At 72.5% G+C, this 26,333-nt stretch carries 24 protein-coding genes; 14 read left to right on the plus strand and 10 right to left on the minus strand.

Annotation, left to right across the window (positions count from 1 at the left end; translation table 11 throughout):
• Nucleotides 1-5 precede the first annotated feature (5 nt).
• The 5 genes from ETD85_RS10365 to ETD85_RS10385 all read left to right on the plus strand — a co-directional run bounded on the left by ETD85_RS10365 (nt 6) and on the right by ETD85_RS10385 (nt 5,443).
• On the plus strand, nt 6-698 hold the full coding sequence (locus ETD85_RS10365) for a class I SAM-dependent methyltransferase (RefSeq protein WP_138689420.1): 693 nt from the start codon (nt 6-8) through the stop codon (nt 696-698).
• A gap of 84 nt (nt 699-782) precedes the next feature.
• Complete coding sequence (locus ETD85_RS10370) at nt 783-1,553, plus strand: hypothetical protein (RefSeq protein ID WP_138689421.1); 771 nt, start codon at nt 783-785, stop codon at nt 1,551-1,553.
• Nucleotides 1,550-2,680: a hypothetical protein gene (locus ETD85_RS10375; RefSeq protein ID WP_138689422.1), complete on the plus strand. Its 1,131-nt coding sequence runs from the start codon at nt 1,550-1,552 to the stop codon at nt 2,678-2,680. The genes ETD85_RS10370 and ETD85_RS10375 overlap by 4 nt, the downstream gene beginning before the upstream one ends.
• A 40-nt stretch (nt 2,681-2,720) precedes the next feature.
• Nucleotides 2,721-4,148: a hypothetical protein gene (locus ETD85_RS10380; RefSeq protein WP_138689423.1), complete on the plus strand. Its 1,428-nt coding sequence runs from the start codon at nt 2,721-2,723 to the stop codon at nt 4,146-4,148.
• Nucleotides 4,145-5,443, plus strand: coding sequence for an AAA family ATPase (locus ETD85_RS10385; RefSeq protein ID WP_240779065.1), 1,299 nt, complete (start codon nt 4,145-4,147; stop codon nt 5,441-5,443). The genes ETD85_RS10380 and ETD85_RS10385 overlap by 4 nt, the downstream gene beginning before the upstream one ends.
• A gap of 22 nt (nt 5,444-5,465) precedes the next feature.
• Here the strand turns inward: ETD85_RS10385 and ETD85_RS10390 are convergent, their stop codons facing one another.
• Entirely contained in the window at nt 5,466-6,395 is a 930-nt protein-coding gene (locus ETD85_RS10390; protein ID WP_138689424.1) for a GNAT family N-acetyltransferase, read from the minus strand.
• A gap of 146 nt (nt 6,396-6,541) precedes the next feature.
• On the opposite strand from ETD85_RS10390, the gene ETD85_RS10395 reads away from it, so the two are divergent.
• On the plus strand, nt 6,542-6,862 hold the full coding sequence (locus tag ETD85_RS10395; RefSeq protein WP_138689425.1) for an STAS domain-containing protein: 321 nt from the start codon (nt 6,542-6,544) through the stop codon (nt 6,860-6,862).
• On the opposite strand, the gene ETD85_RS10400 is transcribed toward ETD85_RS10395, so the two are convergent.
• Complete coding sequence (locus ETD85_RS10400; RefSeq protein WP_338087133.1) at nt 6,843-8,477, minus strand: MDR family MFS transporter; 1,635 nt, start codon at nt 8,475-8,477, stop codon at nt 6,843-6,845. The genes ETD85_RS10395 and ETD85_RS10400 overlap by 20 nt on opposite strands.
• 97 nt (nt 8,478-8,574) lie before the next feature.
• On the opposite strand from ETD85_RS10400, the gene ETD85_RS66745 reads away from it, so the two are divergent.
• Together ETD85_RS66745 and ETD85_RS10410 are read left to right on the plus strand one after the other, a co-directional pair.
• Entirely contained in the window at nt 8,575-9,120 is a 546-nt protein-coding gene (locus ETD85_RS66745; RefSeq protein WP_138689427.1) for a TetR/AcrR family transcriptional regulator, read from the plus strand.
• A gap of 110 nt (nt 9,121-9,230) precedes the next feature.
• Nucleotides 9,231-9,662 (plus strand): ATP-binding protein, encoded by a 432-nt coding sequence (locus tag ETD85_RS10410; RefSeq protein ID WP_138689428.1) that lies wholly within the window; start codon nt 9,231-9,233, stop codon nt 9,660-9,662.
• Nucleotides 9,663-9,926: 264 nt separating this feature from the next.
• Here ETD85_RS10410 and ETD85_RS10415 read toward each other — a convergent pair whose 3' ends face one another.
• From ETD85_RS10415 to ETD85_RS10425, 3 genes are read right to left on the minus strand one after another with little or no spacing between them, the layout of a single operon-like run.
• Nucleotides 9,927-10,286, minus strand: coding sequence for a hypothetical protein (locus ETD85_RS10415; protein ID WP_138689429.1), 360 nt, complete (start codon nt 10,284-10,286; stop codon nt 9,927-9,929).
• A 57-nt stretch (nt 10,287-10,343) separates the two neighbouring features.
• Complete coding sequence (locus ETD85_RS10420) at nt 10,344-11,303, minus strand: Ppx/GppA family phosphatase (protein ID WP_138689430.1); 960 nt, start codon at nt 11,301-11,303, stop codon at nt 10,344-10,346.
• 9 nt (nt 11,304-11,312) lie between these two features.
• On the minus strand, nt 11,313-12,557 hold the full coding sequence (locus ETD85_RS10425; protein WP_138689431.1) for a cytochrome P450 family protein: 1,245 nt from the start codon (nt 12,555-12,557) through the stop codon (nt 11,313-11,315).
• 246 nt (nt 12,558-12,803) lie between these two features.
• Here ETD85_RS10425 and ETD85_RS10430 point away from each other — a divergent pair, with 246 nt between their 5' ends.
• Together ETD85_RS10430 and ETD85_RS10435 are read left to right on the plus strand one after the other, a co-directional pair.
• A complete protein-coding gene (locus ETD85_RS10430; RefSeq protein ID WP_138689432.1) occupies nt 12,804-13,619 on the plus strand; it encodes a formylglycine-generating enzyme family protein in 816 nt (271 codons plus the stop codon).
• A gap of 4 nt (nt 13,620-13,623) precedes the next feature.
• Nucleotides 13,624-14,757, plus strand: coding sequence for a UDP-N-acetylglucosamine--N-acetylmuramyl-(pentapeptide) pyrophosphoryl-undecaprenol N-acetylglucosamine transferase (locus tag ETD85_RS10435; RefSeq protein ID WP_138689433.1), 1,134 nt, complete (start codon nt 13,624-13,626; stop codon nt 14,755-14,757).
• A gap of 153 nt (nt 14,758-14,910) precedes the next feature.
• Here the strand turns inward: ETD85_RS10435 and ETD85_RS10440 are convergent, their stop codons facing one another.
• The 3 genes from ETD85_RS10440 to ETD85_RS10450 are packed head-to-tail and all read right to left on the minus strand — an operon-like array spanning nt 14,911 to nt 17,574.
• Nucleotides 14,911-15,792 carry a hypothetical protein gene (locus ETD85_RS10440; RefSeq protein ID WP_240779067.1) on the minus strand — a complete coding sequence of 294 codons (882 nt, stop codon included), beginning with the start codon at nt 15,790-15,792 and terminating at the stop codon, nt 14,911-14,913.
• Between the two features lie 21 nt (nt 15,793-15,813).
• Nucleotides 15,814-16,722: a hypothetical protein gene (locus ETD85_RS10445; RefSeq protein WP_240779068.1), complete on the minus strand. Its 909-nt coding sequence runs from the start codon at nt 16,720-16,722 to the stop codon at nt 15,814-15,816.
• A gap of 33 nt (nt 16,723-16,755) precedes the next feature.
• Nucleotides 16,756-17,574, minus strand: coding sequence for a hypothetical protein (locus tag ETD85_RS10450; protein WP_240779069.1), 819 nt, complete (start codon nt 17,572-17,574; stop codon nt 16,756-16,758).
• 579 nt (nt 17,575-18,153) lie between these two features.
• On the opposite strand from ETD85_RS10450, the gene ETD85_RS10455 reads away from it, so the two are divergent.
• Together ETD85_RS10455 and ETD85_RS10460 are read left to right on the plus strand one after the other, a co-directional pair.
• Nucleotides 18,154-18,810, plus strand: a complete 657-nt coding sequence (locus ETD85_RS10455; protein ID WP_138689434.1) for a response regulator transcription factor — start codon at nt 18,154-18,156, stop codon at nt 18,808-18,810.
• On the plus strand, nt 18,807-19,964 hold the full coding sequence (locus tag ETD85_RS10460; RefSeq protein WP_138689435.1) for a sensor histidine kinase: 1,158 nt from the start codon (nt 18,807-18,809) through the stop codon (nt 19,962-19,964). Before ETD85_RS10455 ends, ETD85_RS10460 begins: the two co-directional genes overlap by 4 nt.
• 29 nt (nt 19,965-19,993) lie before the next feature.
• On the opposite strand, the gene ETD85_RS10465 is transcribed toward ETD85_RS10460, so the two are convergent.
• Together ETD85_RS10465 and ETD85_RS10470 are read right to left on the minus strand one after the other, a co-directional pair.
• Nucleotides 19,994-22,837, minus strand: coding sequence for an NACHT domain-containing protein (locus ETD85_RS10465; protein WP_138689436.1), 2,844 nt, complete (start codon nt 22,835-22,837; stop codon nt 19,994-19,996).
• Between the two features lie 119 nt (nt 22,838-22,956).
• On the minus strand, nt 22,957-24,822 hold the full coding sequence (locus tag ETD85_RS10470; RefSeq protein WP_138689437.1) for a propionyl-CoA synthetase: 1,866 nt from the start codon (nt 24,820-24,822) through the stop codon (nt 22,957-22,959).
• A gap of 57 nt (nt 24,823-24,879) precedes the next feature.
• On the opposite strand from ETD85_RS10470, the gene ETD85_RS10475 reads away from it, so the two are divergent.
• Complete coding sequence (locus ETD85_RS10475) at nt 24,880-25,518, plus strand: nucleotidyltransferase domain-containing protein (protein ID WP_240779070.1); 639 nt, start codon at nt 24,880-24,882, stop codon at nt 25,516-25,518.
• Nucleotides 25,515-26,270 (plus strand): nucleotidyltransferase domain-containing protein, encoded by a 756-nt coding sequence (locus ETD85_RS10480; RefSeq protein ID WP_240779071.1) that lies wholly within the window; start codon nt 25,515-25,517, stop codon nt 26,268-26,270. The genes ETD85_RS10475 and ETD85_RS10480 overlap by 4 nt, the downstream gene beginning before the upstream one ends.
• The last annotated feature ends 63 nt before the right edge of the window (nt 26,271-26,333 follow it).

A 26,333-nucleotide genomic window follows, 5' to 3' on the forward strand; every position in this document is an offset into this window, starting at 1 on the left:
GTTCCATGACGAACAGCGGTACGGGGCCAGGCCCCATCACTCCTGACGGCTCCCCTGTCGACTTCTACAGCCTGCTCGAACCCGGCGCCGAGCCGGAGATCGCCGCCCGGGTGACCCCCTCCGGCGGCACGATCCTGGAGCTGGGCGCGGGCGCAGGCCGGGTCACGCACGCGCTCGTCGAGCGCGGTTTCGACGTGGTGGCCGTGGACGAGTCCCCCGAGATGCTGGCCCGCGTCCGCGGCGCGCGGACGGTCCTCGGCCGGGTCCAGGAGCTGCGGCTGGACGAGCGCTTCGACACGGTCATGCTGGCCTCCCAGCTCGTGAACACCGTGGACGACACGCTCAGGCGCGACTTCCTGGCCGCCTGCGCGCGGCACGTCAAACCCGGCGGCGCGGTGCTGATCCAGTGGATCTCCGCCGACGGGCACGACAGGTGGCGCGCGGGGACCGGCCGGCAGGACGGCGCCGTGACGATCACGATGACGGCGGTCGAGGAGACGTCCCCGGGGATCTTCCACGCGACGATGCGGTACGCCCACGAGGGCCCCGGCGACGCCGGCGGCAGCGTGTGGACGCAGTCGTTCGCCTCCAAGCGGCTCACCGACGAGGAGCTGGCGGCGGAGCTGGCCGGGGCCGGGTTGCGGCTGGAGCGGTTCCTGACCGAGGACCGCATGTGGCTGCTGGCGGTGCCCGCGTGAGCGCCTTTACGTTGTAGATCACATAATCGCCTCGATGTCGCGAAAATTACTGGAAAATGCTGGGACTGTTGGTACGCTCGCGCCATGAGTGACCAGCTGGACGATCTTGAGCGACGGATCGACGAGCTGCGGGCCGGGGTGCGCACGGCGATGCGGGTCAGGGACAGCGCGACCGCCCGCACCCTGCGCGCCGAGCTGCGCTCGGCCGAGCGCGCCTGGGACGCCCTGGTGAGCGGCGAGCCGGCCAGGCCCAAGCCCGAGCCGCCGCGCCTGGTCACCGTGCGCGAGCAGGTGCACCAGGGGCTGCGGCTCCTGGGGGCGTCCGCCCAGCCGAGGCTGGTCGTGGCCGTCAGCGACGCGTTCTTCGGCGGCACGATCCGCAGCAGCCAGCTCACCAGCCTGCGCAGGGACGAGGAGCGCTCGTTCAGGTCCTCGCCGTTCGGGCGGCCGTACTATCTGTGCGCCGCGCTAACGGACCGCCTCTCCCCCGCCCGCGGCCTGCTGACGCTCAGCTCCTGGCCGATCGAGCGGCGCGTGGTCGGCCCGCTCAGCCCTCGCGTCGACTTCCTGACCTGCGCCATCGCGGTGGCCGAGCACGAGAGCGACGACGGGCGGGCGGCCCGCTTACTGGTCAGGATGGCCAGGAACATCCCCGGCGCCACCGACGCCACGTTCGGGCCGCCGGACCCCGCCCGGGTGATCGAGGCGGCCCGCGCCGAGCTGGCCGTGCACGCCGAACGCGACACGCGGGACCGCGCCGAGCTGGCCGGACGCGCCGTGGCGCAGCTCGGTGACGCCGCCCGGCTGTTCGGCGCCGCTACGCTGAGCACGATCAAGAAGGAGAAGGCGAAGTGAGCGGCTTGAAGCGCGAAGGCGACCCTGTGCACCGGCTCGACGCGTTGCGCGGCACCACGCCACAGAAGCCGCATGACGCCCGCGCCATCGCGGCGCTGGCCGCCAACCCCGGCTGCACCCGCCGCGCCCTGCTCGACGGGGCCGGCCTTGACAAGGACGCGGCGGCCCGGCACCTGGGCTTCCCCGCGCCGTTCGGGCAGTCGCCGTTCGCGATCACGCGCGGCAACGTGTTCGAGTCGCTGGTCAAGGCCGACGGCTGCGCGGAGCTGCTGCGGATGCTGCGCGAGCTGCTCGGCCTGCCGGTCGCCGAGGTGGCCTACCACGACGTGGAGAACGTCGGCGCCCACCTGCGCCACGCCCACACCAGGGCGCTGATCGACCGCGCGGCGGCCGACGGCCAGGACTCGGGCACCCTGTACGACCATCCGCTGCTGAGCCTGGAGATCGCCGGCCATACCGCGTACCTGGAGCCCGACGTGGTGGCCTTCCAGCTCGGCGGCCGCTTCCACATCGTGGAGATCAAGTCCTTCGCGGTGATCGACGGGCAGGCCGACCCCGCGGCGGTGGCCGCGGCGGCCCGGCAGGCGGCGGTGTACGTGCTCGCGCTGCGCGGCCTGCTGGAGGAGCTGGGCCACGACCCGCTGAAGGTCTCGCACGACGTGGTCCTCGTCTGCCCGGAGAACTTCGCCAACCGCCCGGTCGCGACCCTGGTCGACGTGCGCAAGCAGCTCGCCGTGCTGCGGCGCCAGCTCACCAGGATGACCACGCTCGACCGGCTGCTCGCGGAGCTGCCCGACGATCTCACCTTCGACCTGCGGCCCGGCGAGGACGGCCGGCCGACCAGGCCCGTCGCCGAGCTGGCCGACGCGCTGCGCAGGGCGACGGCCCGCTACGCGCCCGACTGCCTGTCGGCGTGCGACATGTGCTTCTTCTGCCGCGACGAGGCCCGCCAGGAGGGCGCGTCCGACCTGCTGGGCCGCAACGTGCGCGACGAGCTGGGCGGGGTGGCCTCGGTGGCGGAGGCGCTCGGCCTGGCTGACGGTGCCCGCGACCCCGCCGAGGGGCAGGAGGAGATCGCCCGGCTGCTCCGCAACGCCGAACGCCTGCGCAGGGAGTGCCTGAATTGAGCCCGCTGATGCCGAACGCCCCGCGCGGGGAGTGCCCGACGTGAGCCTGCTGACCTCGCTCGCGCGGCTGCGGGCCCTGCAGGAGGGCCGCGCGCAGCCCGTCGCGACCGTCCGGCACTGCCATCTGGCGGACCGGCCGATGATGTTCATCCCGCTCAAGCTGTCCGGCGAGGCCGCGGCGCCGCTGGCCGCGATGCTCGGCACCGACAGGGAGCGCCCGCGGCTGCTCGTGGTGACCCAGCCGCGCAACCGCGACCTGCGCTTCGCCTGGGCCGCCGAGCTGGCCGGGGTGCTGCTGCCGTACCTGGAGGGGTTCCTGGCCGACACCGAGACGGTGGAGCGGAAGAACTCCGACCCCTACGAGCGGACGCTGGACGCGCCGCAGCTCCTCGTGCCGAACCCGGCCGGCGTGGCCTTCACCAGGCTGCTCGGCCGCTCGACGCGTTTTCGCCGGGCCGACGGCCCCTATCCGGTGCCCGAGTCGGTGCCGCTGCTGGGGCGGTGGCTGACCTATCTCGCCGAACGGGCCGCCTACCCCGGCTCGTCGCTGCTGCTGTCGGCGACCGAGGAGCTGGGCCGGCACTGGGCCAGCGGGCAGAGCTCGCTGGAGGACGCCAACCTGGCCGCGCTGCTCGGCTGGATCACGACGGGGCCGGGCGACGACGCCGAGGACCCGCTGATCTGGCCGCCCGCGGGGCCCGCGACCGATCCGGGGTTCGACGCCGAGGTGCTCGCGCCCGCGATCGAGAGCGAGTCGCCCGAGCGCATCACCGAGGCGCTGCGCACGCAGCTCGAGCCCACGTGGCGGCTCATGTGGCAGGCCGCCGACCTGCTCGCGGGCCTTGAGGAGGGCCCGAGCGCGGCACAGCGGTGGGAGCAGGACCGCGGCTCGTTCAGCGCCATGGCGGCGCACATCGCCGAGGGCGCGCCGCCGCAGGCCCGCCGCGACGGCGCCGTCACCGCCGCGGCCAAGCTGGCCCGGATGGAACGCGCCCAGGCCGCCTACGACGTGCAGCGCGCCTACGACGACCCGCTCGTCATGGCCGAGTACCGGCTGACCGGCGAGGCGTTCGCGGGCGAGGTCGTCGAGACCGACCCGGGCAACACCGAGGGCGAGGGCCGCTCGCGCAAGCTCCGCCCGCTGGTGGTGGTCAAGACCGACGACCCCGTACGCCTGGCGCCCGGCACCTCCCTCGGCACCCCGCAACGCCGCGCCCAGGGCGCCGAGCTCGTGTCGGCCGGCGAGGGGCTGGTCACCCTGAAGATCACCAAAGGCATGGGCAGGGGCAAGACGGCGGCGCCCGGTGCCGTGCCCGAGGTGGGCGAGCGCGTCTGCTACACCTCGCTGACCGACGACTTCCAGGGCTCGCCGAACCTGCCCGACTCCGAGGCCACGCCGTGGACCCACGGCGGGCCGCCGCAAGAGTACGTGCCCGACGACGAGGACGCGCAGGAGGAGTGGTCGTGACCGCCCTGACCGAAGCCGAAGCCAGGAGCCCGGAGCAGGTCATCAGGGACGTCCTCGCCGACCTGCCCCGGCATCGGGGCGTGGTGGTCGACTCCCCGCCCGGAGCGGGCAAGTCCACCCTGGTCGTACGCGCCGCCGCGCACATCGCGGCCACCGGCGAGCCGCTGATGATCGTCGCCCAGACCAACGAGCAGGTCGACGACCTGGTGAGCAGGATCTCCGCCAAGCATCCGCGGCTGACCGTGGGCCGCCTGTCGGCCGGCGGGTACGTGCCGCCGCTGCGGCTGCTGGAGCTGCCCGGCGTACGGGTCGGGACGCGGATCCAGGACCTGGGCGATCCGGACGTCGTCATCGCCACGGCGGACAAATGGGCGTGGATCAGCGGCCGGGTGTGGCCCTGGGCGATCGTGGACGAGGCGTACCAGATGCGCTCGGACAAGCTGCTGCGGATCGCGGGGCTGTTCGAGCGGGCGCTGTTCGTGGGCGATCCCGGGCAGCTCGACCCGTTCTCGATCGTGGACGGCGACCGCTGGTCGGGGCTGTCCTGGGATCCGTTGCAGAGTGCCGTGTCGGTGCTGCTGCGGCACAACCCGGACCTGCCCGTGCACCGGCTGCCGGTGTCGTGGCGGCTGCCCGCCTCGGCCGCGCCCGTGGTGTCGCGGGCGTTCTACCCGTTCACCGGGTTCCGCTCCGGCACCGATCACGGGGACAGGCGGCTGGAGCTCGTCACGGGCGGCATGGGCACGGTGCACGACCGGGCGCTGGAGGAGGCGGCCAGGTCGGGGTGGGCGCTGCTGGAGCTGCCGAACCGGCACACCGTCCGTACCGACGGGGAGGCCGTGCAGGCGGTGGCCCTGCTGGCGGCCCGCCTGCTGCAACGCGGCGCCCTGGCGACCTCGGAGCAGGGCGAGCGGCCGGTGACGGCGGACCGGATCGCGGTCGGCGCGGCGCACCGGGACCAGGTGGCCGCGATCAGGAACGCGGGACTGCCGCCGGAGATCACCGTGGACACCGCGAACCGGCTGCAGGGCCGCGAGTACGACGTCACGTTCGTGCTGCACCCGCTGTCGGGCCGGCGCGACGCCACGGCCTTCCACCTGGAGTCGGGACGGCTGTGCGTGCTGGCCTCGCGGCACCGGCACGCGTGCGTGGTGGTGGCCAGGGCGGGCATCGCCGAGCTCCTGGACGCCCATCCGTCGGCCGAGCCGGTGCAGCTGGGGGTGCCGGTGAAGTTCCCCGACGGGTGGGAGGCCAACCAGTCGGTGCTGGAGCACCTGTCCAGGCACCGCGTCTGACGCGCTGGTCTGACGCGCGGGATCAGAGCCGGCGGCGCCAGACGTCGATCACCATGACCCGGCGCATCCCCGCCGACTCGTAGAGCCCCAGCGCCGGAGTCGTGTTGTTGGAGTCGACGTGCAGGATCGTGCCCTTGCGGCCGCGGGCGGCGTCGGCGGCGAAGGCGTGGCGCAGCAGGAACCGGCCGAGCCCTCTCCCCCTGAACTCGGGCAGCACCGCCAGCGTGGCCACGTAACCGCAGTCCTGGTCGGGCACGAACTGGTTGTTGCCGATGAGCAGCCCCGCCGGGCGGCCGTCGAGCTCGGCGAGCGTGAGCTGGCTCCAGTCGGTCGAGCTCTGCGCCTGCCTGCGCGCGTACCACAGGTCGTAGTCGATCGGCACGAAGCCGAAGTGCTCGGCGAAGCCCTCCTGGTGCACGCGGTGCGCCGCGCGCCGGGCCTCCTCGCTCTCGCCGGTCCGCAGCGTGAGCCCGGCCGGCCGGCCGGGCTCGGGCACCGGCCCCTCGTGGTCGATCCGCATGCGGTGGAAGCCGGTGCCGGGCTCGAAGCCGAGCTCCCCGGCCAGCGCCTGCTTGGCCTGGTCGGCGCGGTAGATGCCGACATGCGCGGTGACGGCGTCGTGGCCGCGCGCGGCGCCCAGCTCGCGGGCCCGGCCGAGCACCATCGGCCACAGCTTCTCCGCCAGGCCCTCGACGCCGGGGCGGACGATCACCTCGACGTCCACGAGGTCGCTGTCGCCGTTGCTGCACGCCCACGCCGAGGCGTCGAGCCGGCCGCCGGCGTCGTAGGCCAGCCAGCCGTCCGCGCCGAGGTCGAAGTCAGGCTCGGCCAGCTCGTCCTGGACGTCCTCTAGCGTCATGTCCGGCGCTCCGAGCACCGAGGTGCCGTAGGCGGAGACGAGCTCGAAGATGGTCTCGGCGTCTTCCACGCGCGGCCGGGAGATGCTGTGCATGGTGAGGATTGTCCACAAACGAGCCTCTCGGCGCCTCCCATTTTCCGCGCCCCCACCTGCCGCCGAGCGTCCGGGAATCGCCCGGTTCGCCCACTGATGCCACCCCAGCCCCGGCGCTGCCGGGCTGGGGTGGCTAAGCTGGACGCGTGCTCGACAGGACGCCGCTGCACATCGAGATCGCCACGCCCGACGCGACCACGGTCGCGCTCGCGCTCAGCGGCGATCTCGATTACGACACGGCCGAGCAGCTGGCCGGACTCAGTTTCGCCGACGGCTACCGCCGGCTCGACGTCGACCTGTCCGCGCTCAGCTTCATCGACTCCTCCGGCCTGGCCGCCCTCGTCCGCCTCCACCAGCAGGCCGAGGGCGCCAACGCCGTGGTTCACGTGGTGGCGTTGACGCCCTATCTGCGCACGCTGCTGAAGATCACCGCGCTCGACCGGCTGTTCAGCCTGCCGCCGGTGTGACGCGCTCCTTCTCCGGGCCGTCCGGGCCGTCCTGGGTGTCCTGGATGTCCGGGCCGTCCTGACCGTCCGGGCCGTCCGCCGGGGCCCCGCCGCGCAGCGGGATCTCCTTGACGAAGGCCGCCAGCACCGGCACGACCACCGCGAACAGGATCGCCCACCAGAAGACGCCGGACAGCGAGGTCGCCAGCGACTCCAGCAGCCCCGTGCGCTGCTGGGCCGGCATCTGGCCGAGCGCCGAGGCGTCCATCCTGGCGCCGCCCTTGGCCAGCTTCTCCGCCGCCTCCGGGCCGAACCTGGCGGTCAGCTCCGACAGGAACTGGTTGTTGAAGACGGCCCCGAACAGCGACACGCCGAACGAGCCGCCGATCGACCTGAAGAACGTGCTCGCGCTGCTGGCCACGCCGAGGTCGCGCTGCTCGACGCTGTTCTGGGCGATCAGCATCGTGGTCTGCATGAGGAAGCCCATGCCGAGCCCCAGCACCGCGATGTAGACGCCGGTCAGCCAGGCGGGGGTGCTGACGTCCATCGTGGACAGCAGCCACATGCCGACGGCCATCCCGACGCCGCCGATCACCGGATAGATCTTGTACTTGCCCGTGCTGGTGATGGCCCGGCCCACGAACAGCGACACGACCATGGCGGCGGCCATCATCGGCAGCAGCAGCAGGCCCGAGTTGGTGGCCGTGGCGCCCTGCACGAGCTGCTGGAAGACCGGCAGGAAGTTGATCGCGCCGAACATCGCGAAGCCGAGCAGGAACCCGATCGCCGAGATCAGCGTGAAGTTGCGGTTGCGGAAGAGCTGCAGCGGCATGATCGGCTCGGCCGCCTTGCGCTCGACCTGGATGAACCAGGCCAGCGTGACCACCGCCAGCGCGGCCAGGCCGAGGATCTGCCAGGAGCCCCACGCGTAGTCGTTCCCGCCCCACGTCGTGATGAGCACCATCGAGGTGATGCTGATCGACAGCAGAACGGCCCCCGGCCAGTCGATGCGCACCCTGCCGGAGTGGCTCAGCGGCGGCAGGTGCAGCTTCAGCACCAGCAGGACGAGCGCGATCGCGCCGACCGGCAGGTTCACGTAGAAGGCCCAGCGCCAGTCCAGGTTGTCGGTGATGAACCCGCCGACCAGCGGGCCCGCGATCATCGTCAGCGACATGACGCCGGCCATGATGCCCTGGTACTGGCCGCGCTCGCGGGGCGGCACCAGGTCGCCGATGATCGCCATCACGTTGACCATCAGGCCGCCCGCGCCGAGCCCCTGCACGGCACGGAACGCGATCAGCTGGGCCATGCCGTTCTCCGGCCCCCCGAGCATCGCCGAACCCGCCATGCCGCAGAGCGCCGAGCCGATCATGAAGATCACGATCGAGATGATGAAGATGCTCTTGCGGCCGTACAGGTCGCCGATCTTGCCCCAGATCGGGGTCGAGACGGTGGTGCCCAGAACGTACGCCGTGACGACCCACGACATGTGCGCCAGGCCGCCGAACTCGACCAGGATGCGCGGCATGGCCGTGCCCACGATCATGTTGTCCAGCATCGCCAGCGCCATCGCCAGCAGCAGCCCCGGTAAGATGATCATTACTTCGCGGCGCCGCCCGACTGCCTCCGCCACCACGCACCCCCATGGTTCAGATCTTGCTTACTTGCCGACCGGCAAGCATAGAATAAGCTAAGTACTTACTTGTCGGCCGTCAAGTCGAAATTGGTGCAGAGTGCGGGAAGACACGCGGGCCCGGATCCAGGAGATCGCGCTGAGGCTCTTCACGGAGCAGGGCTACGAGGCGACCTCGCTGCGAGAGATCGCGGAGGAGCTCGGCGTGACGAAGGCCGCCCTTTACTACCACTTCAAGACCAAGGACGACATCGTGGCGAGCCTCGCCGACCTCCGGGTCGCCGAGCTCGAAGAGCTGCTCCAGTGGGCCAGGAGCAGCCCCAAGACCCCGGAGATGCGGCGCGAGCTGCTCGAACGCTACGCCGAGCGGCTCAAGCAGGCCCGCTACCTGGAGGTCACCAGATTCCTGGAGCGCAACCAGACCGCGCTGCGCGACCATCCGAACATCAGCCGGATGCGCGAGACCATGCTGGCGCTCACGAGCGAGATGAGCCCGCCGGACGCCACTCCGACCGAGCGCATCAGCCACTCGCTGGCCCTGTTCGCGCTGCACGCGGGCAAGTGGCTGACGCAGCAGGGCGACCTCACCGAGGAGGAGATCAGCAAGGCCACCATGGAGGTGGCCCTGCGGCTGCTGGAGCCGTAGCGGCGCCCGGGCCGGGCCGCTCCGGGAGCCGGCCGCCCCGGTCGTGCGCGATTGGACCGCCGGATCGTGGGCAGAAGCTTCGGCACGCATCCGGAACCAGGAGGAGGCAAGTGGAGGCCACGATAGCGCTCCGACTGCCCAGGGATGCGGCGAGCGTCCCGCTGATCAGGCAGATGCTGGACGGCACGCTGCGGTCGCTCGGCGTCGAGCCACAGGTCCGCGACGACATCGAGCTCATGCTCTCCGAGGCGTGTTCCAACGTCATCAGGCATGCGGCGCCGAGCGACGAGTACACCGTCACCGCCGCCGTCTACGATCACCTGTGCATCATCAAGGTGATCGACACAGGGGGCGGCTTCGACCCCCGCAAGGTGCACGAGCCGGAGCCCGGGGCCGAGCACGGCCGCGGACTGCAGATCATGCGCGCGCTCGCCGACGACATCCGCTTCACCAATCGACGCGAGAACGGGGCGGTGGTCTGTCTGGAGAAACGGCTGCGATACGCGCCAGGCGCAGCCGGCCCGCATCTCATGACGACCTGAGGCCGGGCCCCCGGGTCCGCGCCACGCGGCCTGGAAACGGCTCGGCTCTCCCACGGGCGGCCCGAAAGGCGAACCGGGGCCCCTGCGACACCGTCGCAGGGGCCCCGGCCGTGTGTCCCGGGCCGTGTGTCCCGGGCCGTGTGTCCCGGGCCGTGTGTCCCGGGCAGTGTGTCCCGGGCAGTGTGTTCCAAGGCCGTGTGTCGGGGCCGTGCGTTCCAGGCCGTGTCCCCGGCCCTGTCGCCGGGGACACGGCCCCCGGCTCGCTCAGTGGTTCGAGCGTCGTGCCACCAGCCGGGGCTCGCGGATTCTCGCGCGATGCGGCTCCGCGCCCCCGGGCCGCCGCTCGCCCGGCGGCGCGCCGCCGAGCCGGAAGCGGCGGCGCAGCCGGGGCGTGCTTCCGCTCAGCGCCGCGCGCCGCCGCTTGGGCACGGTGCTCCCGCTCAGTTTCAGAGTGAGCGGCCGCTGCCTGTACGTCAGCCGCCGCCATGCCGCCCGCCAGTCGGCCATCGATCCGGCCAGCACGGCGAGCGCCACCAGCACGGCCACGGAGATGAGAAGCACGGCCAGGAGGACGAGGACGACGATGACCACAAGGGAGCCGATGATGCCCAGCACAGCCAACATTTGGCGAAAGATGCCCCAGGACCAGCGGTTCATGCGTTTTTTTGGGGATATATCAACTTACTCTGCTGAGGTTGAGGACTGATCGAGCCGTCCGGGCAGGACGTCCAGCCTGCGCAGTATCACTCCCTCGCGCAGCGCCCACGGGCACACCTCCAGCCGGTGCACCTCGAACAGGTCCATGGCCGCGTCGGCGACCAGTGCCCCGGCCGCGAGCTGGGCCGCCCGCCCCTCGGAGACGCCGGAGAGCTCGGCCCGCTCCTGCGAGCCCATCGTGGTCAGCTTGATCGCCCAGTCGGCCATGTCCTGCCTCGACAGCGAGCGGGAGACGTACTCGCCGTCGCTGGAGGGCGCGGCCCCGGCGATCCTGGCCAGCTGCTTGAAGGTCTTGGAGGTGGCCACCGCCCGGTTGGGCTCGCCGAACCTGACGACGCCGCCGACCGTGCGCGCGATCTCGGCGCGTACGTGTTTGCGCAGCTTGCGCACCTCGTCCGCGGACGGCGGGTCGCCGGTGAACCAGTCGCGGGTCAGCCGGCCCGCGCCCAGCGGCAGCGAGACGGCCACGTCGGGCTCCTCGTCCACCCCCGCGGCGATCTCCAGCGAGCCGCCCCCTATGTCGAAGGCCAGCAGCCGCCCCGACGACCAGCCGAACCACCTGCGCACGGCGAGGAACGTCAGCCTGGCCTCGTCGCGCCCGGACAGCACCTCGATGTGGACCCCGCAGCGGTCGTCGATCTGCGCGAGCACCTGCTCGCCGTTGGCCGCCTCGCGCACGGCGGAGGTGGCGAAGGCCAGCAGGTCCTCCACCCCCTTGTCCTCCGCCAGGTGGACCGCCTCCTCGACGAACGCGCCGAGCCGCTCGATCCCCTCGTCGGCCAGCCTGTTGTGCTCGTCGAGGTACTGCGTGAGGCGGAGGTCCACCTTGTGGGAGTAGGCGGGCATGGGCCGGGCGCCCCGGTGGGCGTCGACGACGAGTAAATGGACGGTGTTCGAGCCGATGTCCAGCACGCCGAGTCGCATGGGAAAACGCTACCGTTCTGCGGCTTTTATCGTGAAACTGAGCCGGAAGTGGTCGAGCGTGGCCGGCAGCGGATCCGCCAAGCTCACGGAGGCTTCGACTGAGCGGCCACGCAGGAGAGCGCCGAGCAGCGTGGTCGCGGTGAACAGGACGAGGTCCTCTCCGGGGCAGCGGGCGAACCCGGCGCTGAACGGCACGCCGGCCCAGGTCCCCTCGCCGCCGGAGCCGCCGGACCCGCCCTCCCGCCACAGCTCGGGCCGGTAGCCGTGGCCCGGCTCCGCCCGGTTCACGTACGGGCTGTAGATCACCACCACCGTGCCCTCGGGGACGTCCCACGCGGTGGGGCCGGTGGTGTCGCGCAGGATGGCCAGCGTCGTGGGCCAGAGCCGGACCGACTCCAGGACCGCGGCCCGCAGCCGGGCGTGGTCGAGCGGCCCCGGGTGCGCGGCGAGCAGCGCGAGCGCCCGCCAGGCGGCGATGGCGGCGGCGTCGTAGGCGAACAGCCAGTGCGGCACCTGCCCTTCGGGGTGCACGTCCGCCGCCGCGTGGGTGCGCGCGAGGACGGCGGCCAGGCTGCCGGGCTCGGCCCGCGCCAGGTGCCCGGCCAGCCGGCGCTTGAAGGCGTTGTGGACGTCGGTACGGCGGCCGACCAGGTAGGACCAGTTGGCGTCACGGCGCAGCCGGTCGAGCTGCCTGGTGAGCCGCACGTCGTCGCGGGCGCCGTCGCCCAGCACGATGCGGCGCACGATCCGCCAGTGGGCGGCGTGGAAGCGCGGCCAGGTCAGCACCCCGTCGCGGGGCAGGGTGGCGCTCTCCTCCTCCACGACCCGGGTGAAGGGCTCGAAGCCGGTGCGCACCACCTGCTCGTTCAGCGCGCGGCGCCGGTCGCGCAGCTCCTGTTCCGGGGTGATGAGCACGGCGTCGGGCTCGAAGTGGCCGAGCGCGCCGCGCTTCTCCTTGTTCGCCGGGGTGAACGCCCGGTCGTCCAGGACCGCGCGCACGTCCCGCGCGGCCAGCGGCAGCACCGCCCAGCCGCGTCTGGGAAGGCGTACCAGGAGGGGGCCGTCGCCGTGCTCGGCCCGCAGCCGCGTGAGCAGCCTGATCGCCCGGTCGTCGGCGCCGGTGACGGCGGCCAGGCGCACGCCCAGCGGGCGGCGCACGATGACGCCCTGCGCGAGCGCCGGGAGTGCGAGTGTGGAGGCCAGCGCCAGACTCTGCGCGGTCGTCACCCGGGGCAGCCGCGTGATCGTGGGCATGTACCAGGGACTACCCTTCCTTGGTGTCGTGACACTTTGGGGGGATCTTTGAGCGCTTGCTGTGGTCCGAGCAGGGAAGCCGGTGCCGGCCCGATCCTGGAGCCCGCCGGGATCCCTTCCGGCGCCGCCGGAAGTGCCGCCGGAAGTGGGCCCGGAAGTGGGCCCGGAAGTGCCGCCCGAAGTGGTCCCGGGAGCGCTGCGGGGAGTGCCGCCGGGGCCGGTGGGCGGCGGGCGGTGCCGCGCGGGATGGTCCGCATTCCCGGGGGCACGTTCCTCATGGGCGGCGACGACCCCGACGGCCGCCCCGAGGACGGTGAGGGGCCCGTGCGGGAGGTGCGGCTCGACCCGTTCATGATCGATCCGACGTGCGTGACGAACGCGCAGTTCGCGACGTTCGTGAAGGAGACCGGCTACGTCACCGAGGCCGAGCGGATCGGCTGGTCGTTCGTGTTCCACCAGTTCACCAAGGCCGGGGTGATGGACGCGAGCGTGCCGGGCGCGCCCTGGTGGGCGGGGGTCGAAGGGGCCACGTGGCGCTCCCCCGAGGGCCCGGGATCGTCGTCCGGCGACCGGCAGAATCATCCCGTCGTGCACGTGTCGTGGAACGACGCCGTCGCGTACGCCGCCTGGGCGGGCAAGCGGCTGCCCACCGAGGCGGAATGGGAGATGGCCGCCCGCGGCGGGCTCGTCCAGGCCCGGTACGCGTGGGGCGACGAGCTGGCGCCCAAGGGCCGCCAGCGCTGCAACATCTTCCAGGGCCGCTTCCCGACCTCGCCGAGCAGGGGCACGATGCCGGTGAAGTCGTTCCAGCCGAACGGCTACGGGCTCTACAACGTGGCGGGCAACGTCTGGGAGTGGACGGCCGACTGGTGGGGCACGACCTGGGAGCCGTACGCCGACAATCCCGCCGGGCCCGGGGAGGGCACGGCGAAGGTGATCCGCGGCGGCTCCTACATGTGCCACGACTCCTACTGCAACCGCTACCGCGTGGCCGCCCGCACCTCGAACACGCCGGACTCCTCGACCGGGCACACCGGTTTCCGCTGCGCGGCCATACTCTGATCGCATGTCACGAACCCTGCGACTGTTGATCACCGGCGGCGGCACCGGCGGTCACACCTATCCTGCCCTGACGACCCTGTCGGCCGTTCAGCGACGTCAGGTGCCGCACGACGTGCTCTGGGTGGGCACGGCCAACGGCCTCGAAGCCAGGATCACGGCCGAGCACGGCATCCCGTTCAAGGCGATCACGACGGGAAAGCTGCGTCGCCGCCCGAACATCAAGGAGCTGGGCACCAACATCGCCGACGTGTTCCGCATCCCGATCGGCGTCTTCCAGGCGGTCGGGCACGCCGCCCGCTACCTGCCCGACGTGGTCCTGTCGACCGGAGGCTACGTCGCGGTGCCCATCGGGGTGGCGGCCAAGCTGATCCGCCGCCCGCTGGTGATGCACGAGCAGACGACCGTGGTCGGCCTGGCCAACCGGATCCTGGCCAGGCTGGCGACCAGGATCGCCCTGTCGCACGAGTCGTCGCTGGAATACCTGCCCGCCTCCGCCAGGAGCAAGGCGGTGGTGACGGGCAACCCGATCAGGCCCGAGCTGCTGCAGGGCAACAGGGCGGCGGCGTACGACCTGTTCGGGCTGACGTTCGAGGTGCCGCTGATCTACGTGACGGGCGGTGCGCAGGGCAGCAAGCAGATCAACACGCTGATCGCCGAGGTCCTGCCGCGGCTGCTGCCGCACGCGCAGATCGTGCACCAGTGCGGGCCCGCCTGGATCGAGCAGATGCGGGCCGTGCCCCTGCCCCCCGACCTGGCCGACCGCTACCACCCGGTGCCCTACGTCGGGGCCGAGCTGGCGGATCTGTTCGCGGCGGCCGACGTGGTGATCGCGCGCAGCGGGGCCGGGACGGTGTCGGAGCTCACCGCCATCGGCAAGCCCTCCGTGCTGATCCCGCTGATCCCGACGGGTGGTGACGAGCAGCGCAAGAACGCCTCCTACCTGGTCTCGGCGGGCGCTGCGCGGGCGCTGCTGGAGCCGCGTCCGGTGGCCGAGCAGCTGCTGGCCGAGCTGATGCCGCTGCTGGCGGATCCGGAGCTGCGGCAGGCGATGGGGCAGGCCGCGGGCAAGCTGGGCCGGGTGGACGCCGCCGACGCCCTGTGCGACGTGCTGCTGCACACGGCGCAGGGCGCGCACTAGCGGGCGGGCCGCTTCCCCGGGACGCGGGTCCCGGGCCGGCCCCGTCCGGGCTCGGCGTCCGAGGCGGCAGGCGCCGTCGCGGGCGGGGCTCAGGGTTGTGGCTCGTGGGCAGGGCTCAGGATTCGTGGCGGATGGCCCCGTCGTGGGCCGAGCTCAGGGTTCGAGGTGGCGGAAGGCCTCGTGGGCGGAGCTCAGGCTCCGTCTCAGCGCCTGGTCGAGCCGGTCGGCGTCCTGCGCCAGCCGCTCCAGCTCCGGCAGGGCGAATCCGTCCGCGCCGGTCTCGGCCACGAGTTCCTCGTACTGGTGCACCCGGCCGCGCAGCTCCTCGATCTGGTGGTGGGCCAGGTAGGCGCGCTCGGCGTCGGTGACGTTGGCGGCGTACCGTTCCAGCGCCTCGACCCGGGCCAGCACCGCGTCCTCGCTGTTGTCCAGCGCCCTGGCCAGCGGCGCGGCCACGGCCTCCACTTCGGGCGTGAGCCCGTGCGAGACGGTCTCCCTGTGCTTGCCGCGCAGCGCCGACAGCTTGGCCAGCAGCCGCGCGATCTCCCACTCCTGGGCGGGCAGCATCACCGCGTTGCGCACGTCGTCGAGCAGCCCGTCGGCGTTGACCCGCGAGCCGCTCACGGTGGCCACGGCCTGCCGGGCGCGGGCGAGCAGTCTTGCCGCGGACTCGTCGAGGTCGTCGGTGAGGACGTAGCGGCCCTCGTACCAGCGCAGTTGTTCGTAGACCTCCCGCTCGAACTCCATCTCGTCGCCGGGCGGGTCGTCACGGACGAAGAGCATGACCAGCAGCGGGATGCCGAGCAGGATGACGGCCAGCATGAGAAGGCCGCGGCCCAGCAGGCCCGCGCCCGCGACGACGCCGAGGCTCATGACCGCGCCGACGGCCGCATGCAGGCGGGGACGCAGGCCAGAAGCGGCCCGCTGCGGCTCGGGAACCCAGCCGTGGCGCATCTTGATCAGCACCTGGCGGCTCTCTCTGAGCAACTGCGCGTCTTCCGGCGGCACCCCGGGGTCTACCACCACATCCGCCACGAATCCGGATCCTAGGGGAAGTCAGCCCTTTAGGTGACGAAAAGCCTCGTGGGCCGAGCTGACGCTGTCGCGCAGGGCCTGTTCGAGACGGTCGGCGTCGTCCGCCAGCCGGCTCAGCTCCGGCACGGCGGCCCCGTCCGCGCCGGTCTCCGCGAGGAGCTCCTCGTAGCGGGGCAGCTTGGCACTGAGGCGTTCGATCTGGTGCCGGGCGCGGTAGGCGCGTTCGGCGTCGGCGACGTGCCCGGCGTACCGTTCCAGGGCCTCGACGCGGGCCAGCACCGCGCGCTGGCTGCCGTCGAGGGCGTGGGCCAGGGGCTCGGCCACGGCGGCCACCTCGGGCGTGACACCTTCCGAGACGACCTCCTGATGCTCGGCGCGCAGCTGCGACAGCTTGGCCAGCAGCCGGGCGATCTCCCACTCCTGAGCGGGCAGCATCACCGCGTTGCGCACGTCGTCCAGGAGGCCCTCGGCGTTGACTCCGGAGTCCATGACCTGCTCGATGGCCGCCTGGGCGCGGGACATGAGGCTCCTGGCGGGCTCGTCGAGCTCCTCGCGCAGGACGTAGTGGCCGTCATGACGGCGGGCGGCGTCGTAGACATCCTGCTCCAGCGCGCGCCGCCGCTCCGCCTCGGCGTCCGGCGCGGGCCTGAGCAGGACGCTGACGATCAGCAGCGCGGCACCCGTCATGATCACGACGAAGGGCGGGTAGCGTTCCGCGACGAACAGCGCCAGGCCGTACACGGTCGCCGCCGCGGCCGTCGCGGTGGCCGCCAGCCTGGCCAGGGTCCCGGCCAGGGGGCGGGGCCGCTTGTACGCGGGCGCCCAGCCGGCGTGGATGCGGGCGAGGACCTTGCGGTTGTCACGTAAGAGGGCCGCGACTTCGTCGGGCACCGCCGGATCGACTATCACCTTCGCCTGACGTCCGGGCACGTTATTGATCCTATGTGCCGGTCTGTCCGACTGTCAGCCTTCCAGATACCTGAACGCCTCGTGAGCGGACTTGACGCTGCGCCGCAGCATGTTCTCCAGCACGTCGGCGTCCTCGGTGAGCCGCTCGATCTCGGGCACGGCCAGCTTGTCCGCGCCCGACTCGGCGAGCAGCTCCTCGTAGCGCGGCAGCCTGGCGCGCAGCTCCTCGATCTGGCCGCGGGCGTGGTAGGCGCGCTCGGCCTCGGCGACGTGCTTGGCGTAACGTTCCAGCGCCTCGACGCGGGCGACCACGGCGGCCTCGCTGTTGACCAGCGCCCGTTCGAGCGGCTGGATGACCGCCGCCACCTCCGGGGCGATCCCCCTGGCCAGCAGCTCCCTGTGCTCCAGGCGCAGGGCGGACAGCTTGGCCAGCAGGCGGGCGATCTCCCACTCCTGGGCGGGCAGCATCACGGCGTTGCGCGCGTCGTCGAGCAGCCCTTCCGCGTTGACGTGGGAGCGCAGCACGGACCCGATGGCCCGCTGCGCCCTCAGCAGGACCAGCCTGGCCTCCTGGTCGAAGTCCTCGGCGAGCAGGTAGCGGCCGTCGTACCAGCGGGCCTGCTCGTACACGCCGCGCTCGTGCGGCCGGTCGTTGTCGGGTACCTCGTTCATGGAGGCGATCTTGACCAGGACGATGAAGACGTACGTGCCCAGCAGCACGAACCCGGCGGCCGCCGCCGGCGAGGCCAGCAGCACGGCCATGAGCGCGATCACCACGGGCGTGGCGGCCAGCAGCGCGGTGCTGGAGGGGCTCTTGCGGCGCGGCAGGGGCGGGGCGGCCGGCGGCACCCAGCCGGCCCGGACTCTGGACAATAAGGGAGCGTTGGCACGCAGCAGTCCGGCAACTTCCGGGGGTACTCCCGGATCGACGACCACACCCACGCTCTGTCCTGGCACCCTGGCGCCCCCAACGCTCGCGATGGGTGGATATTACGTAACATTCCGGCGGAGTGTCAGCCTCCTAAAGGTCAGGGCAGGGAACCACCAGTTCCGCTCAACAAGCACTTCCATGGCGGCAGACACCAGGATCAGGCGCACCACAGTGGCGTCCACCAGCACCGCAGCGGCCAGGCCCGCCCTCATGACGCGCGGCGCGCGGTCGTCGGACGCCCCGAAAGCGGCGGACCGCAAAACATGATCGTAGCCGCGGAGGTAATGACCCCGGCGGTCCCGGCGAGCCCACCCTCCGGGCCCGGCGGACGAACGGCCGGGGTCGTCCGGGGTCGTGGCGGGCGGCCGGACCGGTGAACGCACGCGCCGCGCCGCAGCCGGGCTCAGGCGGCCGGGTGGCCGGGACGGGCGGCTATAGCCTGGACGGCGCTGGAAGTGGTTATGTGCGCGTTATGCCGGTCAGGGCACACTGTCCGGCATCTAAGATCATCTGGGGGCAACGTGCGCGTTTTGGTCGCCGAGGACGAGCGGATGCTCGCCGACTCGATCGCCGAGGGGTTACGGGGCGAGGCGCTGGCGGTGGACGTCGCCTATGACGGGGAGGCGGCGCTCGAACGGCTCGGCGTGCACGACTACGACGTGCTCGTCCTCGACCGGGATCTGCCGTCGGTGCACGGCGACGAGGTGTGCAGGACCGTGGTCGAGCGCGGCTGGCTGGTCCGGGTCCTCATGCTGACCGCCGCGAGCGACGTGCGCTCGCGGGTGGCGGGCCTGTCGCTGGGCGCCGACGACTACCTGCCGAAGCCGTTCGCGTTCGAGGAGCTGGTCGCCAGGGTGCACGCGCTCGGGCGGCGGGCCAGGCGGGCCGATCCGCCCATGCTGGAGCGGGCCGGCGTCCGGCTGGACTGGGCGCACCGGCAGGTGTTCCGCGACGGCCGGTACGTGCCGCTGGCGCGCAAGGAGTTCGGCGTGCTGGCCGAGCTGCTGCGCGCCCAGGGGGCGGTGGTCTCGGCCGAGAGCCTGCTGGAGAAGGTGTGGGACGAGCACATCGACCCGTTCACGAACACGGTCCGCACGACGATGATGAAGCTGCGCAAGAAGCTCGGCGAGCCCCAGGTCATCGAGACCGTGCCGGGCTCGGGATACCGGATCCCATGAGCGTGCGCCTGCGCTTCGCCCTGGCCTGCGCGGGGGTGATGCTCGTGATGGGCGGGCTCGTCCTCGCGGGCGTCTACCTCGTCGTCCGGCAGAGCCTCGAATACCGCCCCGGCCTCGTCACCCCCGACTACATCGAGGTGCGCGGCCGGGGCTACTTCCCGAGATACAGCGACCACTACGAGGTCGCCCGGGCGCGGGTGATGCAGGCCCGCGCCGTCTACCAGCGCGACACGCTGTCCAGCGTGCGCACGATCGGCGGGATCGGGGTGCTGGCCGCGACGGCCGCGGCGTTCGGGCTGGGCTGGCGGACGGCGGGCTGGGTGCTGCGGCCCGTCAAGCGGGTCACCGAGAACGCCCGCCGCATCGCGCAGAGCGGCGACCTGACCGAGCGCATCGGCTACGAGGGCCCGCGCGACGAGGTCAAGGAGCTGACCGAGATCTACGACACCATGATGGGCCGGCTGGCGCGCTCGTTCGACGGGCAGCGCAGGTTCGTCGCGAACGCCTCCCACGAGCTGCGCACGCCGCTCACCATCAACAGGACGCTGGTGGACGTGGCCGTGCGGCGGCCGGACGCGACGGACGACGTCAAGCGGCTCGGCGAGTCGCTGCTGCTGGTCAACTCCCGCCACGAACGCCTCATCGACGGCCTGCTGGCGCTGACCGAGGGCGAGCAGGCGGTGCTGGACCGGCGGCCGTTCGACCTGACGGACGTGGCCGAGCACGTGCTGGACCAGGCGGCGGCCGAGGCGGCCGAGCGGGAGGTGACCATCCACCGGCTGCTCGACTCGGCTCCGACGACGGGCGAGGCGGTGCTGGTGGAGCGCCTGGTGCAGAACCTGGTGGAGAACGCCGTGCGGCACAACCACCCCAAGGGCGAGGTGTGGGTGACGACGCGGCGGCGGGCCGCGCACGTCGAGCTGGTCGTGGCCAACACCGGGCTGCAGGTGCCGCCGTACGAGATCGAGACGATCTTCGAGCCGTTCCGGCGGCTGCACGGAGACCGGCTGCGCTCCGATCGGGGCAGCGGGCTGGGGCTGTCGATCGTACGGGTGATCACGGAGGCCCACGGCGGCACGGTGCTGGCCAGGCCGCGGGACGAGGGCGGGCTGACGATCATGGTGGAGCTGCCCGCCGACCCGGCCGTCCCCTGACCGAGCAGCGGACGCCTCCCCCGGGCCGGTCAGTCGCCGCCGGCGCGGCCCGTGTTCCGGTGGATCTCCAGCAGGGCCGCTTCGGGGATGCCCGCCTTGACGAGCTGCTCCCAGGTGGCCCGCCGGTCGCCGGGGTCGGCGAGCATGACGGCCAGGAGCGGCCGCAGCTCGGCGTGGTCGGCCCCCTCCTCCGCCCACAGGGCCCCCAGCGCCCGGTGCATGGCCGGCGACCTGACCCCCACCGTCCGCAGCAGCTCCCCGACGAGGCCGGCCCGGTCGCCGAAGGGCAGGTCGCGGCCCTTCCCCAGCGCGCTCAGCAGCAGGTCGAGCAGCCTGCGGTGGCGCGGCGTGTGGCCGGTGGCGACCGCGACCACGACGTCGCCCATCCCGCTGGTCTCCCCGCCCCCGAGTACGACGTCCTCCAGGTCCCCTTCCACCACGCGGTGCGCCGACAGCGCGGTGACCAGCCCGCTCCAGCCCTCCTGCCCGAGCTGCCCCTTCCACAGGTGGCTGAGCGCGGACCAGCGCTCCATGTGGTCGGGCCCCTGGAGGATGGAGGAGACGCTGACCGGCTCCTCGGAGGCGGCGACGATGAGCAGGGTGAGGTTCGCGGAGTAGGCGGCTAGGCGGCGGGTCATCGTGTGCCGTACCGGCCGGAAGCCGGTGAAGTGGCGTCTGGGCCGCTCGTACAGCGAGCGCCGCAGCAGCCCGGCCAGCAGCGTCACGCACCGGGCCCGCACCGCGGCGGGCACCTCCTCCAGCAGCTCCAGGATGAACCCGACCGTCGGCCCGCGCTCGGCCAGGCAGGAGTGGGACGTGACCGCGTACAGCAGGTCGTCGTCCACCGCCTGCACGAGCGCCAGCGGCTCGTCGCCCGCCAGGCGGCGGCGCCGGTCAAGGTCGCGCAGCGCGTACATGGCCAGCCAGGCCACCAGGAACTCGCCGAACGTGGAGTGCAGGAAGGCGTGTCCCTTCCTGCGCACGAAGAAGAACCGCTCGGTGGCCCTGCGCGCCCAGTCGACCGGCTCGGTCTCCTCCCACGGCTCCTCCTCGCCGCCGAGGCACAGCGCGGGCAGGTCCCGGTCGAGGTCCTCGTCGGTGATGACCTGGCGGCCACGGGCCTGCATGGACAGCGCCACCGCGCCGAGCAGCACCAGCTCCTGGTCGATCACGATCCGGTGCGCCCCGCCGGTCTCGCGTTCGGTGTAGTCGCGCAGCAGCACCTCGTACAGGCGGGCCCGTCCGAGCGGGCCGTGGTCGCGCTGCAGGGCGTTGCTGCCCGCGTCGTAGAGGGCCAGCAGCAGGAGGAGCAGCGGCTGCCTGGCCATCTCGCCGTGCACGAGCGCCGCGTCGGCGGGCAGCGGCTTCAGGTCGCGCCTGGCCAGCAGGGCACGGTTGGCGTGGTCCCAGATGTCCAGCCACTGCCGCACCTGCTCGTCCTCGAACGGCTGGAGCTGCAGCGCCAGCAGCCCGGCGGGAAGCCTGATCCGGTCGGCCACCACCGTGCGGCTGGTGACGAGGACCGCGACGGGCCGCCCCAGCCCGGCCTCCCTGCGCTGGAACTCCTGGACGTGTTCGAGGTAGTCGTAGCGGTTGACGCCGCCCTGGACGAGCTCGTCGAACCCGTCCAGCAGGATCACCGGCATCGCACCGTCCCCGGCGGTCACCAGGTCGGCGTAGCTCACCTCCTCGCCCAGCACCCCGGCGACGGCCTGCTCGATCTGCTCGGTGACGGCCGCCCTGGCCGCCACGCCGCGCAGCTCCACCCTGATCGGCAGGAACTCCGACCTGCCCAGCCGCGCGGCGAACACCTCGGTCAGCTTGGTCTTGCCCGAGCCGGGCTCGCCCAGCACCAGCAGGGGCGCCTGGGTGGCGCGCAGCGAGGTGAGGTGCCCCACCAGGAACGCCTCGCTGTCGGGCAGCACCCGCTGCTCCTCCCACCAGCTCCGATGCGCGGGCGCGGACTCGCGGGTAAGCTCCGCGACCCGGAAGCGGGGGCTGAGGTAGCCCTCGCCGAGCAAAGGCAGGTAGACGTCCTCGGGTAACTTGCCGGCGATCAGGAGCGGCTGGTCGAGCGCGTTGGCCGCCATCCTGGCCTGGTGGATCAAGGGGCGGTCGCCCACGCGGGGCGGGGCCAGCTCGGCCAGCAGCCACGCCACCCGCGACAGCGCCGTGGCCGGCGACGGCTTGTCGGTGACCAGGCTGCGGACCTCGAACTCGTGGCTGTCGAGCGCCAGCGACCGGTAGTCCTCGTCGTAGATGCGCAGCGCGTGCGCGGGCGGCCCCTCGGCGAGCATGCGCGGCAGCAGGAGCTGGTCGTCGACCGGCAGCTCGTCCCAGACCGTCAGGCCGCCCACGTATCCCGCCATGGCCTCGGACATGCGCAGATAGGCACGTTCCACGGCCAGGCGGGTCTCCGCGTACGGGAGGTGCGGCTCGGGCGTGGGCAGCCGTTCGAGCAGCAGGCCCGCGACGAGCCTGGCGAACCGCTCGGGGCCGGGCGTCCCCTTCGCGAGGCCCGGCGAGCTCTGGCCGGCGCGGTCGAGCTGCTCCAGCGTGAACGGCAGCTTGGCCTCGCCGAGCGCCTCGAAGTAGGCGGCGACGACCACCACGGCGTGCGCGGCGGCCAGCCGCTGCGTGCGGGTGAACCGGTCCACGCCGTTCTTCAGCTCCGGCAGGCGGCGTACGACGTCCTCGCCGTAGCGGACGATGTCGCCGCGCATGTCGGACAGGCCGGACACGAGCTGCCCGCCGCCCGCCAGCGCCCAGCCGGTGCGTGCCGCGGCCGAGGCGAACCCGACCACCTTGACGAGTCTCGCGTCCTTGCATCCGAGAATCCTCAGGGCGTCGGCGTAGCTCGGGGTTTCGATCATGGCCTTCTCCCGGGGACTGGGGATGTCCCATCATGCGCTGTACGCCGCGATCGCGCAGGCGGCTTGCCTGTGACGATCTGGGCGCCGGCGGCTTCGTTACCTGCTCGTCATGATTCCCTTCACGGCCCCTCCACAGCCCTGGCGATCTCCGGCAGCGCCGCCGGGTCCTCGATCGTGGACGGCGTGGTGTACGGCTTCCCGTCGGCGATGTCCCGCATCGTGGCCCGCAGGATCTTGCCCGAGCGGGTCTTCGGCAGCCGGTCGACCACCACCGCCCGGCGGAAGGCGGCGACGGGCCCCACGTGCTCGCGCACCAGGGCGGTCAGCTCGCGCTCGATGTCCGCCGGGTCGCGTGCCGCGCCCGCCTTCAGCACCACGAACCCGACCGGGAGCTGGCCCTTGAGCTCGTCGGCCACGCCGATCACGGCGCACTCGGCCACGTCCGGGTGGGAGGCGATGACCTCCTCCATCGAGCCGGTCGAGAGCCGGTGCCCGGCGACGTTGATCACGTCGTCGATGCGGCCCATGACGTAGAGGTAGCCGTCGGCGTCCACGTGGCCGCCGTCGCCCGTGAGGTAGTGGCCGGGGTAGCGCTCCAGGTAGGAGCGGGCGAAGCGGGCCTCGTCGCGGTAGAGCGTGGGCAGCGCGCCGGGCGGGAGGGGCAGCTTGACGGTGACCGCGCCTTCGACGCCCGGCGGGCACTCGCGGCCGTCGGGGTCGAGCACGCGTACGTCCCAGCCGGGCACGGCCTTGGTGGGCGAGCCGGGCTTCAGCGGCAGGAACTCGATGCCGACGCAGTCGGCGGCGATCGGCCAGCCGGTCTCGGTCTGCCACCAGTGGTCGATGACGGGGATGCCGAGCAGGCTGGAGGCCCAGTGGTAGGTGTCGGGGTCGAGCCGCTCGCCGGCCAGGAACAGGTACCGCAGCCCGGACAGGTCCCACTTTTTCGCGAAAAGCCCGGAAGGGTCCTCTTTTTTGATGGCCCTGATCGCGGTCGGCGCGGTGAACAGCGTCCGCACGCCGTGCGTGGCCACCACCCGCCAGAACGCCCCGGGGTCCGGCGTGCCGACCGGCTTGCCCTCGTACAGGACGGTCGTGCACCCGGCCAGCAGCGGCGCGTAGACGATGTAGGAGTGGCCGACCACCCAGCCGACGTCGGAGGCCGCCCAGTAGACCTCGCCGGGCGCGGCGCCGTACACGTTGCGCATGCTCCAGTGCAGCGCCACCGCGTGCCCGCCGTTGTCGCGGACGACGCCCTTGGGCAGGCCGGTGGTGCCGGAGGTGTAGAGGATGTAGAGCGGGTCGGTCGCCGCGACGCTCACGCAGCCGGCGGGCTCGGCGGCGCGTACAGCCTGTGCCCAGTCGAGGTCGCGCCCCGGCACCAGCTCCGCCTCCAGCTGCGGCCGCTGGAGGATCACGCAGCGGGCCGGACGGTGCGCGGCCGCCGCCAGCGCCGCGTCCAGCAGCGGCTTGTACGCCACCACCCTGGCGGGCTCGATCCCGCAGGACGCCGACAGCACCACCTTGGGCTCGGCGTGGTCGATCCGGACGGCCAGCTCCCTGGCCGCGAACCCGCCGAACACCACCGAGTGCACCGCGCCCAGCCGCGCGCAGGCCAGCATCGCGACCACCGCCTCGGGCACCATGGGCATGTAGACGACCACGGTGTCCCCGGCCTCGACGCCGAGGTCGCGCAGCATGCCCGCGGTCTTGGCCACCTCGTCGCGCAGCTCGGCGTAGGTGACCGTGCGCACCGTGCCGGTGACCGGGCTGTCGTAGATCAGCGCCGCCTGCCCGCCGTGGCCGGCCGCCACGTGCCGGTCCACCGCGTTGTGACAGGTGTTGAGCCGGCCGTCGGGGAACCACCGGCCGTCGCCGGTGACGGTGGCGGGCGCCACGTCCCACTCGATGCCGAGCGCCGCCTCGGCCCAGAACGCCTCCGGTTGCTCGATGCTCTGCCGGTAGACCTCGTCATAACCGCTCACTTATCGATCAGACCAGTCACCGCCCCCATGATGCAAGACCCGTGGGAGGGTGTCCGCGTGAGTGATGACATGATCCTTTCCGTCGTGATGGGTTCGCGGGCGTACGGTCTCGAAACGGAGACCTCCGACACCGACCGGCGGGGGGTGTTCGTGGCGCCGACGGCCGCGTTCTGGCGGCTGGACAAGCCGGCCACGCATCGGGACGGGCCGCTGCCCGAGCAGTTCTCCTGGGAGGTCGAGCGCTTCTGCACTCTCGCGCTCGACGCGAATCCGACCGTCCTCGAGTGCCTGTGGTCCCCCATCGTCGAGGTGATCACGCCGGCCGGGCGGCGGCTGCGCGACCTGCGCGGGGCGTTCGTGTCGCAGCGGGCGCACCAGACGTTCGCCGGCTACGCCGCCACCCAGTTCAGGCGCCTCGACCCGGCGGCGCCGAAGTGGAAGCAGGCCATGCACATGATCCGGCTGCTGCTCAGCGGCCTGCACCTGGTGCGGCACGGGGAGCCGCTGGTCCAGGTGGGGCCGCACAGGGAGCGGCTGCTGGCCGTCAAGCGGGGCGAGCTGGCCTGGGCCGAGGTGGTCGCCTGGCAGGCGGCGCTGTCGGCAGAGCTGGCGGCGAGCCCCAGCGTCCTGCCCGAGCGGCCGGACCGGGACCGGGTGGAGGATTTCCTGGTCGGCGTGCGGAAGGAGAACCTGTGAACGAGTCCTCGATTCCTGACGAGCTGCCCGCGTGGCTGGCCGAGGTCGCGGGCGAGCAGCGCTATCCGCTGCTGTTCTCGACGGTGAGCGGCGCGCACCTGTACGGGTTCCCCTCGGTGGACTCCGACGTGGACCTGCGGGGCGCGCACGTGCTGCCGGTCGAGGAGGTGGCGGGGCTGTCGCACGGGCCCGAGACGCTGGAGCGGACGTGGACGCGTGACGGCGTGGAGGTGGACCTGGTGACGCACGACCTGGCCAAGTTCTGCCGGCTGCTGCTCGGCCGCAACGGCTACGTGCTGGAGCAGGTGCTCTCGCCGCTGGTGGTGACGTCGTCGCCGGCGCACGAGGAGCTGGCCGCGCTCGCCGCCGGGTGCGTGACGCGCCATCACGCCCACCACTACCTGGGGTTCGCGCGTACGCAGTGGCGGCTGTTCCTCAAGACCCTCCAGCTCAAGCCGCTCCTCTACACCTTCCGCGTGCTGGCCACCGGGACCCACCTCATGCGCACCGGGGAGCTGGAGGCCGATCTGACCCGCCTGTACGCCTACGGGCCCGCGTACCTGCCGGACCTGGTCGCCGCCAAGCGCTCGGCCGAGCACGGGCCCGCGCCGTCCACGACGGGGCTGGAGGCGGACGTGCAGCGCATGACGGCCGAGCTGGAGCAGGCGGGCGCCTCCTCGGCGCTGCCCGAGCGGGCGACGGCCGGGGAGGCGCTGCATGACCTGGTGGTGCGTGTCCGGTTAGGCCGGTAGGGCCGGCGCGGGTGTCACTGGCTCCCGGGAGTCACTGGCTCCCAGGTGTCACTGGCAACCGGC

The sequence above is a fragment of the Nonomuraea zeae genome, from assembly GCF_005889725.1.
Classification (GTDB): Bacteria; Actinomycetota; Actinomycetes; order Streptosporangiales; family Streptosporangiaceae; genus Nonomuraea; species Nonomuraea zeae.